At 46.7% G+C, this 11824-nt stretch carries 11 protein-coding genes; 1 reads left to right on the top strand and 10 read right to left on the bottom strand.

Annotated elements, in window-relative coordinates:
- From AC1DSE_RS20100 to AC1DSE_RS20070, 7 genes are all read right to left on the bottom strand, one after another.
- Nucleotides 1-1257 (bottom strand): response regulator (locus tag AC1DSE_RS20100; RefSeq protein ID WP_477528086.1); only part of this gene is annotated, 1257 nt, incomplete at its 3' end.
- Entirely contained in the window at nt 1235-2701 is a 1467-nt protein-coding gene (locus AC1DSE_RS20095) for a sensor histidine kinase (RefSeq protein WP_441881527.1), read from the bottom strand. The genes AC1DSE_RS20095 and AC1DSE_RS20100, both read right to left, overlap by 23 nt.
- A complete protein-coding gene (locus tag AC1DSE_RS20090) occupies nt 2698-3675 on the bottom strand; it encodes a substrate-binding domain-containing protein (RefSeq protein ID WP_441881530.1) in 978 nt (325 codons plus the stop codon). Before AC1DSE_RS20090 ends, AC1DSE_RS20095 begins: the two co-directional genes overlap by 4 nt.
- A 183-nt stretch (nt 3676-3858) precedes the next feature.
- The gene (gene fucU, locus AC1DSE_RS20085; protein ID WP_441881533.1) at nt 3859-4284 is read right to left on the bottom strand and encodes an L-fucose mutarotase; all 426 of its coding nucleotides are present in this window, start codon (nt 4282-4284) and stop codon (nt 3859-3861) included.
- A 39-nt stretch (nt 4285-4323) separates the two neighbouring features.
- Nucleotides 4324-5826 carry a rhamnulokinase gene (locus AC1DSE_RS20080; protein ID WP_477511331.1) on the bottom strand — a complete coding sequence of 501 codons (1503 nt, stop codon included), beginning with the start codon at nt 5824-5826 and terminating at the stop codon, nt 4324-4326.
- A gap of 50 nt (nt 5827-5876) precedes the next feature.
- Nucleotides 5877-6536 (bottom strand): class II aldolase/adducin family protein, encoded by a 660-nt coding sequence (locus AC1DSE_RS20075; protein WP_339203676.1) that lies wholly within the window; start codon nt 6534-6536, stop codon nt 5877-5879.
- A gap of 15 nt (nt 6537-6551) precedes the next feature.
- On the bottom strand, nt 6552-8342 hold the full coding sequence (locus tag AC1DSE_RS20070; RefSeq protein ID WP_477511332.1) for an L-fucose isomerase: 1791 nt from the start codon (nt 8340-8342) through the stop codon (nt 6552-6554).
- A gap of 126 nt (nt 8343-8468) precedes the next feature.
- Here AC1DSE_RS20070 and AC1DSE_RS20065 point away from each other — a divergent pair, with 126 nt between their 5' ends.
- Nucleotides 8469-9488 (top strand): LacI family DNA-binding transcriptional regulator, encoded by a 1020-nt coding sequence (locus AC1DSE_RS20065; protein ID WP_076266721.1) that lies wholly within the window; start codon nt 8469-8471, stop codon nt 9486-9488.
- A 45-nt stretch (nt 9489-9533) separates the two neighbouring features.
- Here AC1DSE_RS20065 and AC1DSE_RS20060 read toward each other — a convergent pair whose 3' ends face one another.
- The 3 genes from AC1DSE_RS20060 to AC1DSE_RS20050 all read right to left on the bottom strand — a co-directional run bounded on the left by AC1DSE_RS20060 (nt 9534) and on the right by AC1DSE_RS20050 (nt 11667).
- On the bottom strand, nt 9534-10055 hold the full coding sequence (locus AC1DSE_RS20060; protein WP_477511333.1) for an ABC transporter permease: 522 nt from the start codon (nt 10053-10055) through the stop codon (nt 9534-9536).
- A gap of 166 nt (nt 10056-10221) precedes the next feature.
- Entirely contained in the window at nt 10222-11310 is a 1089-nt protein-coding gene (locus tag AC1DSE_RS20055; protein ID WP_477511334.1) for a tetratricopeptide repeat-containing glycosyltransferase family 2 protein, read from the bottom strand.
- A 150-nt stretch (nt 11311-11460) separates the two neighbouring features.
- On the bottom strand, nt 11461-11667 hold the full coding sequence (locus AC1DSE_RS20050) for a hypothetical protein (protein ID WP_477511335.1): 207 nt from the start codon (nt 11665-11667) through the stop codon (nt 11461-11463).
- Nucleotides 11668-11824: the final 157 nt, after the last annotated feature.

Genomic DNA, 11824 nt, shown 5'->3' with positions numbered 1-11824 from the left:
CTCCATGATATACTGCTTCATTTGCAAAGCCGCATCCGGCTGTACCCTGCTCTGATGAGTGACGATACCTTCGATCAGCTTAGTAAGCAAGCTTTCCGTTTCTGTACGCAGCTGCTGATACTGCGTCACTTGGAACGAAAATAACGGCTTCTCCACTTCGATCCCCATCTCCTCTGCGACACGGGAAATGACCCATAAGCGCTCCAGCACCCATTGGGCAGATTGCTCCAAGGAAGCATGATGCTGATCATGGACGACGATTAGCTCCATCACCATCTTGCGTACAATATCCCACTTCCCTAATCGAATGTGATCGACGAATTGTTTTTCCGTTTGTTTATCTTGATACCCTCCCGCAAAGGGACTGCGCGATTCGATTTCACTATAAAATTGATGTTTCGCCGGCAGCGAGGCGTTGGCCGTTGCAAGCAAAGCCTCTTGATATGACAACTTCACGTTTTCTAACCCCTTATAGGAATCTCCGATTCCAACAAATAAATCTCCGCCAACTTCGCGCTGCCGCAGCAGTAAAAACTGCTGGACAAGCGAGGCTGCTTGAGCACGATAGGTTTTACCGGCATCTCGAAAAATGACAATTGGAATTTGCCGCGCAGACATCGCGCCTACCCAGCCGCTTCCAGCTTGTCTCACCCTTGCTTTAATCTGGCCATAGAGCACTTCTGACGTTGCATTGATTGGCAGCATGACGAGCATAACAAATGYCTCGCTTGTCCGCTCTCTGCCAAGCAGCCTCAGCATATCGTCGATATGGACATCATGCACATGGTCGAAGAGCAGCTGTGTCACAACATCTGATTCGACAATAGGCATCACTTTCCTCAGCGCTTCCTCCTCGTATTGCCTAATCGCAATCTCGCTTTTTTCACGCATAATCTCCTCTATGACCTTGCCAATCGTTGTTGTGATTTCACTTGCCTTGCTTGGCTTTAGCAAATAATCCTTAACCCCAAGCTTAATAGCCTGCCTTGCATAGTCAAACGTGTCATACGCAGTGACCATAATAAATTTGGCCGAAGGCAGAAAAACCGAGATTTTCTCGATTGCTTCGATGCCGTTAACGCCGGGCATTTTGATATCCATCAATATAAGATCAGGCTGCCACTCGCTTGCCGTCTCGATGGCTCTAGCCCCATTTCTTGCTTGCATAAATTGACAAGAAGGAAAACCTTTTTGCAAAATAGCCTGCAAGCCTTCCCGTTCTACTTGCTCATCGTCAACGATTAACAATTTCAGCATGCTCAGCTGCACTCCCTACGATTGGCATTTTTATCGTTACTTTCGTGCCCTCTTGCGGCGCACTTCTTATTTCAATAACGTCGTCGTCACCAACAAACAACCGCAGCCGTTTCACTACGTTGCTGAAGCCGATCCCCGTTGAATGGCCTACACCATCCGCATTTCCGCCTTCTGTCAAAATATGATTGGCCTTCTCCGCCGTCATGCCTGTGCCGTCATCCTCAATTTCAATAAGAACAAGATTATCCTTCTCATAGATGCGAAGTGAAATCGTTCCTCCATCCTCAAGCGGCTCAACTGCATGGATGACTGCATTTTCGATAATGGGCTGAAGCGTCAAGCAAGGCAGCAGCAGCTGCAGGCAGCTCTCATCCACCTCCAGTACAAATCTAAGCCGATCTGTAAAACGCGCGCTTTGAATTTCGATGTATTTCAATATGACAGACAGCTCTTCCTCAAGTGTGACTGCCCGGTCTAGCCGGCGCAAATTATAACGAAGCAAGCCTGCAACGTTGGCAATCAGATCGCTCGTTTCCTCCGAGCCGTCTAGGTATGCTTTTTTGGATAAAATATCTAAGGTGTTGAATAAGAAGTGAGGGTTAATCTGGCTTTGGAGGCTAATAAGCTGGCTTTCCTTCAGGAGCAGCTTATTCTGCTGAAGCTCGCTTTCGAGCTGTGCCTTCTGCTGAATCTCGGAGATGAGATTGTTAATATTGATCCGCATGCGATCAAAGGTTTTGGCGAGGAATGAAATTTCATCGTTGGAGTGTACTGCTATAGGCTTATCGAATCTGCCGCGCGATAATTCTTTTACAGCTATCGTCAACTTCTGGATAGGTCTTGTAATGCTAAGCGAAAACCAATAAGTAAACAGCAGCAGCATAATCGTGATTAGTGAAAGCAGCCATATGCCAAGCCGCTTCAGCTCCGCGCTTTGTTCGATAATGCCGCGGTAAAAAGCATCGTACGTCCGTACTTCCTTGTCGATGAGCGTTACTGTGGTTTCTGCTATGTATTTGTCGATGCGGGTCGCTTCCTCAAATTTCTCAGCTGATTGCTCCCCATTGCCTTGCTCCAAAAACATGACTGACAAATCCGCCGACGCCACCAAGCTATCAATCATATTGATGAAGCTCGTCAGCGTAAACGTATTATCCTTATTTCGAAGGCTTATCGTTTGCTGCTTTGCCATCATTATGTTTTCCTTGCTTTGATTCAGCGTCTGCTGCTTAAGTGCTGTTGGCTTCTGCAAATAATCATTTAATGCCGTAATCGTCTGATGACTGCGATCAGTCACCTCATTCATGCGCAAGTAACGCTGCAAAATATCATTGTATTGCTCCTGCGTCTTCTGATTATAGTAGGTGAGCACCATCCAAATCGTAACCATTATAAACAGCACAATTAAAGACATCGTCAATATTTTACGCTGAATGCTGTTCATTTGGCATCCTCCGCCCGCATGACACGAATATCTGTGAAATAACCGTCAGGGTTTAGCGGAACCTGCTCGCCTGTCAGCCATTTGATCATGAGAGCGACGCTTTCCTCGCCCATCGCCTCTGGTGATTGCGCAATTAAGGCATCTATCTTTCCTTGCTGCATCAAAGTAAGCGTCTCTGGTGAATCATCGAACGAATAGATAAAAAAGTTGTCCACTCGCATTCGCTTGCTAATCTCCTGAATAATCGAACCCGCATGATTCGCCGAAACGGCGATGAACGCATCCGCATCCGGTTCCTCATTAAGCAGTTCATTTGTTGCCGCCGCCACATCCTCACGGGAATCTCCTGCAGCTACAATCTTGGTTATAATCTTTGGGTACGAGTTCAGTACATTCAATATGCCCGTTAAGCGCGTTCTTTGGAAGTATTCCTGACGATCCGACACCATCAAAACCACTTTGCCCACAAAGCCCATATCCGACACCATCTGCCGCGCGATCATGCTCCCCGCTTCCAAATGATCCGAGCCTACATACGTTCTGCGCAAACTCTCGTTCATCGGCACATCGTTCGCTACGGTTATGACGGGGATACCTCTACTTGCCGCCTTCACCTTTGTTAAACTTTTAAATTCGTCTGTATCAAGCCCCTGCACGATGATTCCATCTACTTTAGAAGCAATCGCAACCTCAATATTTTTCAGAAAATCATCCCGATTTGTGCCATATGTCCCCCACACCTCAAGACTTGCACCATTTTGCTCTGCTGCAGCTTTAGCGCCTCGTTCCACCTTCGCCCAAAAAGGGGTATCTAGCTCCCTCGTTATGAGGACAAGGCGGTAGCTATTATGCTGCTCTGCCGTCAATGCCGGTTCAATCAATTCGGAGGAGAACACTTTAACCATGGAGGTTAACGTAAAAAACAAGATGACCAAGCACACTGCAAACAAGCTAACAATTATCGATTTGCGCAACCTATTTTCCTCCTGCCGACAAAATAGGATATTTTTATGAGAGCGGTTTCATATACAAATCATAGTAGATGGCTGGCTTGCTGTCTAGTTCTAGAGATAGAAAGAGGCTGCCCTCGGTATTTAACCGTGAAGGCAGCCTCCAAATATAAAGCCATAATATGATGCATAATTAGTCAGCTATTCTTAAATAACGCCCTTTTTCAAAATAAGATTGGCATAAAGCGCACTCTCGCCTGTAGCGATTACCGCATAAGCCTGCTTCGCACGCTCATAAAATGCAAAACGTTCGACCTGCTCAAATGGCTCCAATAGACCGGTACGCTGCTCGATAATCGAGCGGTATTGCTCCCAAATTGGGGTTTCAACCGTATCACCCGGAACCACCTGCATAAGTGCTGCTGGCTTCTCAACATATTGATCTAAAGGGAACAGCTGCAAAATAGCGTCAAGCAGCGCCGGTACATCATGCCCATCCGCACGAATGAGCCGCTTGGCATGACTTGCCGCCGGAAAGTTACCGTCGGCAATCACGATTTCGTCGCTATGTCCCATTTCGCTGAGCACCTTCAGCAGCTCTGGAGAAATCAGTTTCGATATCCCAATCAGCATGCTAACCTCCTCCTCCCGGTATCGATATAACCATATGAGTTATATGACTCTAGCAACACGCTCATAAGCTTCGAACGCATAATCCCACTCATTCTGCTGCTCAGGAGCAAATTCCTCTACCTTAAACGATGCTGCTACAAGCTTCCTTGCTTCTTGAAGATTGCCGCATTCGCCCAGCGCGACGAGCTGCATGAGCATATTGCCAATCGCACTTGCTTCTACTGGTCCCGTCCAAACCGGACGGGCAATCGCATTAGCCGTTAGGCGGCAAAGCAGCCTATTCTGAATGCCACCGCCAACCATATGCAAGCCATCAAAACGCTGCTTCGTCAATTCTTCCATTTGAGCCAGCGCCTGCCGATACCTTAAGGCCAAGCTCTCCAAAATGCAGCGTGTAATTTCTCCTATAGACTGCGGAACCTTCTGGGACGTTTGTTCGCAATAAGCTTGTATGCGCCCGATCATGCCGGAAGGTGCAAAAAACATCGGATCGTCAGGATGGATAAAGCTGCGGAAAGGCTCAGCGGCTTCGGCTTGCGTCACGATTTCTGCAAACGTCCAATCGTTCCCCTGCTCCTCCCATTCCCGTTTGCACTCTTGCAATATCCAAAGTCCCATAATGTTTTTGAGCAGCTGATAGGTTCCCTGAGCGCCTCCTTCATTAGAGAAATCAAGATCTTGCGCTTCTCTTGAGACGTTTGGACCTGCAAGCTCGGTCCCAAGCAGCGACCATGTTCCGCAAACTAGATATGCAAAGCCCGATTCACCATCCGCAGGAACAGCTGCAACCGCTGATTCGGTATCATGCGTTCCAACAGCAACGGCTGTAATCGGAGGGACATCCAGCTCGGCGCAAACCTCTGCCGTTAATTGCCCAATCTTCGTACCCGGATGAATCGGATCAAGAAACAACCGATTCGGAATGCCCAGCTCATCCATTAACTCTATATTCCATTGCTGTTCCTTAGGCTTGTATAGCTGCGTAGTCGTCGCCATCGTAAACTCGCACACCTTCACGCCTGTTAAGAAATAAGCAAGCAAATCAGGCGTTAGCAGCAGCGTTCTAGCTGCCGCAAGCTTCGGCGATGCCGCTTTCTTCATCGCATACAGCTGGTTTATCGTATTAAAGGGCATAAATTGCAAGCCGCCCTGCTCATATAACCGGTCTTTGCCAAACCGTTCGAGCAGCTCTTCTACTATTCCATCTGTTTGCGAATCACGGTAATGATATGGATTGCCTAGCAGCTCGCCATTATCATCGAGCAGCCCAAAGTCTACGCCCCATGTATCAATGCCGAACGTTTGCGGAGCGTAGCCTTCTTGAAAGGCTTTGCGAATGGCAAACTTCAGCTCCTGCAGCAGGCGTAAAATATCCCAGTGCAAATGGCCGTGTACAGCCACCGGCTGATTCGGAAAACGATGAATTTCCGTCACCTTCAGCGAGCGCTGACCGCTTGCATTATCAAGCAGCAGCTCGCCGATTAACGCCCTGCCGCTGCTTGCGCCCAAATCAAACGCGAGCACAGTCGCAAGCTTCGTCATGCTTAAAGCCTCCTTTAACTAAAGCTGGCGCTTCACGAATGGGCATCGATTCACTTCATCTTTTGCAGTAATTCGATGCGGTAAGCTTCGCTCTCCAGCGATGCGATCTCTTCAAACTCTTCTGTCGTCAGCACCTTCGGCTCACGAATCGCCTTGGCAATCAAATAAATTTTTGTGCTTTCCTCAACGACCTCCGTACGATAGTAAGCCTCGCGTAAATTGCGACCAGACGTTACTAAGCCATGGTTGCCAAGCAGTACTGAGCTTGCTTCATTTACTTTCGCTACGTATGCATCAGCGAGCTTATCCGTCGTCGGAAGCACATAGGGAACGTACACCGTCTTGCCAACGAGCGCTGCTTGATCTGGAAACATGATTGGAAGCTCCTGCTCAACTAACGTGAATGCAATGCAATATGGCGGATGCGTATGGACGATTGCTCCAATATCCGGATTAGCACGATAGGCATATAGATGCATCAGCACCTCAGATGATGGACGAAGACCGATATCTGTTATTTCCCCAGTCTCAATATCTACCTCGACCCATTGATGCGGCTCAACCTCATCAAGAGCAAATCCGCTTGGCGAAAGATACATTTTGCCTTCAAACTTCGCGCTAATATTGCCGCCTGGCCCTACAACCAGCTTGTTCGTTACTGTTTTGCGAGCATATTTGCATAGCTCGTTGCGAATGTCCGTGCTGCTCATTGTAAAACCTCCGATTTATTTGTAGATAGGCCCGAAATTTTGACAAGCTTGGTAATCGGCATTCTCTGGATTCGCCGTACCGAACAATCCCCATGCTCTTGGGCGGAATACACGTTCTCTCGAAACATTATGCATATTAACCGGAATCCGCAGCATCGAAGCGAGCGTAATTAAATCAGCGCCGATGTGTCCATAGCTGATAGAGCCGTGATTTGCACCCCAATTATCCATTACCTCATAAACGGAACCGAAAGCCCCTTCACCCGTCAAGATTGGTGCAAACCATGTTGTCGGCCACGTCGAATCGGTACGTTTGTCGAGTGTGTCATGGACATCCTGCGGCAATTCTACCGAATAACCTTCTGCGATTTGTAGTACAGGGCCAATGCCCTTCACCAAATTAATGCGAGACATTGTCATCGGCATGCCGCCGCGCGTTAAGAAATCAGAGGAGTAACCGCCTCCGCGGAAATATTCGACCGAAGCTGGCCGCCATGACGTAGCATCCAAACATTTTTGCGCTTCTTCCTCCGATATTTCCCAGAACGGCTTCATGACCGGTTCGCCATCCTTCGTCTGCTCTCCTGTTCCGTCAAGCGTAGCTGAACCGGAGTTGATCAGATGGAGCAAACCGTTCTCAGCTGCACCCGCCAGCTTGTGTCCCGTGACCCGCTCCACAGATTCTGGGCTCCAATACGTACGGACATCGGCAAAAATTTGAGCGGTATTCGTAAGCAAATATCCGAAGAGCATAACCACGCCATTCAAGCTGTCATTTTCCGTAGCTACCATATAAGGCGCCCTTATGCCRTTCCAATCGAAGGATGAATTAAGTATGGATTCCATGAAATCACCGTTTGGAAAATGATCCGTCCACTGCCGCTGCCCTTGGAATCCAGCTACGATCGCGTTATGGCCGCCAGCTTCCTCGCCGAAGCCAAGTTTGGCAAGCTCAGGGTTGCCAATCATCAGATCACGGGCGATTTGCGTCATTTTCACAACTGTTTCCCAGTCCTCATCTTTACGCTCTCTTGACGTCTGGATATCCGCAGCATTGTTATCTGCACCTTCGATACAGTTCTCCTTCACCCAGGTAAGCGCTTTCTCGAACTCCGCTGTATCATAAATGTTCTCTTCCATACGGCGTACAAATTCAGTCATATCGATGTACTCGGTACGCATGCCAAGATATTCTTGGAAGAAAGCGTCATTTACGATTGAACCGGCGATACCCATAGATACTGAACCCATCGACAAATACGATTTACCGCGCATATAAGCAACCGCCAGGCCTGCTTTCGCAAATCCAATCAGTTTATCTTTAACATCAAACGGAACGGAAGTATCGCCAGAATCTTGAACATGCTCACCATAGATGCCAAAGGCTGGAAGCCCTTTTTGCGCGTAACCCGATAGTACAGCTGCCAGATACACCGCGCCTGGGCGTTCTGTCCCATTAAAGCCCCATACCGCCTTCGGAATGCTTGCATCCATATCCATCGTTTCCGTGCCGTAGCACCAGCAAGGCGTTACCGTTATCGATACCCCTACGCCAGAGGTTGCAAATTTTTGCGCACAGGCTGCAGCTTCAGCTACTCCGCCAATACAGCTGTCAGCGATGACACATTCAACCGGTTCGCCGTTTGGATAACGCAAATTGTCCGATAAAAGCTTAGCTGTCGCGATTGCCATGTTCATGGTTTGTTCCTCCAACGATTCGCGAACGCCTTTTCTTCTTCCGTCAATTGTTGGTCGAATACCTATCTTTGGAAACCCTGATTGAAAACGAAAGCTAGTATCTGTCATATTAAAACCTCCATTATGTTATAATAATGTTACCGATAACATTAAAATAACAACAATAAGGCTTGCTGTCAATGACTACTTTTTTGTATGATAGAATCTACGATTTATCCATAAGGGGATTACGAAATGGTAACAATATATGATGTAGCCGCTAAGGCAGGCGTCTCCGCTATGACCGTCTCCAGAGTTATCAATAACACTGGTAAAATAAGCGAAAAAACGAGAACGAAGGTAACTCGTGTTATGGAGGAGCTGGGTTATGTTCCGAATCAAACGGCGCGAAGCCTCGTACTCCAACAAACGAAGCTGCTATTCCTGCTCATAACTGATATTATGAACCCTTTCTATACGACGCTCGCACGCGGCGCGGAAGATGCTGCCAAACGTTCGGGTTATCGTCTGCTGTTTGGGAACAGCGACGAAAATCTGGAAAAAGAAGCCGATTATGTGACGACCATCTTGACGACTCGCGTTGACGGCGTTCTTGTCGCTCCTGCTGGCGATCCCTCTCTTCCTCATTTAAATTCGCTGCGCAAGCATAATGTGCCATTTGTGCTGCTCGACCGTGAGGTGCCAGGCATTGATTGCGATATCGTGCTTGGTGACAGCAGAGACGGTGCAAGAAGGCTTGTTGAGCATCTAGCCTCACAAGGGCATCGCACAATAGCGATGGTGAATGGTTCTTCCTCCATCTCCAGTGCGAGATTAAGACTGCAAGGCTATCAAGACGGCATGAAGCTCAATGACCTGGACTACAACGAGAAATATGTATTTGAGACCAGCTTTGGTCCTTTAAACGATTTGACCGAAATGGGCCAGTGGTTCGATCAGCTCTCCCCTCCTCCAACGGCTATCGTTGCAGGCAACAATGTGCTTGCTGTAGAAATTTTACGACTGTTCCGTGAACGCGGAATGAGCGTTCCTGACAATATGTCCATCGTTTGCTTTGATGATCTTGGACCTTATTCAGAAGTAGAACCATTCCTTACCGTAGCCGCTCAGCAGGCTTATCAGTTCGGCTACATGGGCATGCAAATGCTAGTTGACCGCATACAAGAGCGTGAAGCCGCGCTGCCATGGAAAAAAATCGTTTTGCCGGCAGAGCTGATTATTCGTCGATCCGTGAAGGAAATCACTTCACTTTAGCTAAGCTTGTAAAAAAGTGCCTAGAGGAAACCCCCAGGCACTTTTTTAGTTTATTCTTGCTCCTTCAAACCGAGTAGATAAACCGCTCTGGATTTGGACATTCTTATTCAAAACGGTGGCAAAAACCTGTACTCGATCACGAGCCTGCAATTGTACAAGACCACTGGCCTCAATAATGCCGCTTGTATTTGTAAAATCTTCTTGATCAGAAATTCTTGGCACGCCGTTTACTCTTATCTCCAAATCAAGCGTATAGGTTGTGACCGTAACCGTTTGAAAGAAGACACTTGCAAAAAGAGCGTAAACGCCTTTTTGTTTTGGACGAAAAGTTGAGTTTGCCGGGTTGTATTCATTGTTGAGATCCAGTTCTTCCACTTGATAAAGAACTTTGGCAGTTGTACCATCAAGAAGATTCTGATCGATTCCAGAAACAGCTCTGAACGCGGATTTGCGTCTTCTCACTGGCCTACAGATCAATTTCTTGCTGACAGGTCGCTTGCAGACAACTTCTTTGCAAATAAGTCTTTTGCTGCTCTGTTTTACCTTCCTTGCTCTTGTAACAGTCATGCTTTTCCCTCCTTCTAACCCTATTTATTTAGCTGGTAACAAAACTAGTTGTTCTAGCAATACATTATTATATGGATCGAATTGATTAATAGAGACGGTACTTGTCTAGCAAAGATGAAACAGRCTGTTTTTATAAAAAATAAAAAGTAGATTTGTTATAATCCTGCTAGCTTCCAGCCTTTCTTTTGCCCAGTCGTTGCTCTAGCAATCGTTTGTTGTCTAATAGGTTTGTATCCGTGGGAGCATACGAAAGAGCAATCTCATTATGTTTATACGCATGCTCTAGTTTTCCTAACTTGCCGTAACAGGCCACTAGCTGCAAATGGGGAAACCATGTCCAAGCCATGTGATTAATGCCAAGCAGACGTTTTTCTGGTTTTTCCAGCTTCAGTGCCAATTGGTACCAGTTAATCGCTTTCTCATAATCATGGTTTTCCTGAAAATAATAAGCGATACGGCATACGTAATCAGCACGCGGTATATCATAGTTGAATGTTTTTATAAGAGAAAGCAGCTCCTGCTCTTTATTGCCAAGCTCATGATGACAATGAGCCATTCGATCACAAGCTAGCAATTGATCTTCAAAGTAGCTTGCGCGATTAGAAATAATAGCTTCATAAATCTCAATTGCCTTTTCAAAATAATCATTAGCGGTTAACTCCATTGCATAATGCAGCAATTGCCGATTGGAGAGAACGGCTCCTTTCGCAAGCATTCTTCCATAAATACGCAAATTTCGTTCCGAGTTTGTATGGACGCGCCCGTGACTCACAGCAATATCAGAGAAGATCACATGTCCCTCAACTGCCAAATATTCATGCACGGGATCATGCCACTGAAATTGCTTGGAACGCTTCACCAGCCGGTTTCTTTGAATGACAGCTGTAGGCTGTCCAAGAGGATCGAATCCAACATAATAATCCATGCTGACGGAGTCCACAGTTGGATCTATCGTTTGTTTAAGAAAGCTGAGCTTCGTTCTATCGTTTTCTTGAAGCCAATCGTCTGCATCGAGCCATAAAATATAATCTTGAGTAGCATGATTGAAAGAAAAATTTCTCGCAGCCGAAAAATCGTCATTCCAATCCATATGAAAGATTCGACTTGTGTAGTTAGCTGCAATTTCCTTTGTCTTATCTGTTGATCCCGTATCTACAATTATGATCTCTTCAACTAGGTCTTTGACGGAGTTTAAGCATTTTTCCAGTACTTGCTCCTCGTTTTTTACAATCATGCATAAACTAATCGTAATCATTGCTTCACACCTCCATAACCTATTCTCTAAGCAGTATATGGAGCCATAACTTGTGGTGTTTGGACAAATATACAAACAAAAAAAGGCCGGGAGCTCCTCCTTTTACGGAGAAATCCGGCCTTAATTGTTGATTGCATATGAACGTTAACTCTAGTATTGCTTTGGTGGAACCTCAGGCGGAATGTCCGGCTTGATCTCAGGTTCAACCTCCGGTTTAATTTCCGGGATCGTCTGCGGCTCAATTTCCGGAATAGGCTGGTCGGGCTTAATTACCGGCGAATCCGGGGGGATAATTTCCGGCTTCTGTCCTGGATTTGTCTCAGGAACCTCCTGCGGCTTGTTTTCATTATCTAACATGCTTCATCAGCTCCTTTCGCTTATAAGCATGTTTACCCCAAAACAGTCCTAAAATAACGTTCTTCGTATAATTTTTTTCTCGGACTCGTCGTTCCTTTTATACGTTGACGTAATCACGCCATAGAAGTTTTGGCTTCGAGTTGAGCAGCCGTTTAGC

The sequence above is a fragment of the Paenibacillus sp. 01L418 genome (assembly GCF_056400045.1).
The sequence above is the reverse complement of the archived record's forward strand: the minus strand, read 5'-3'. Positions and strand labels throughout refer to the sequence as shown.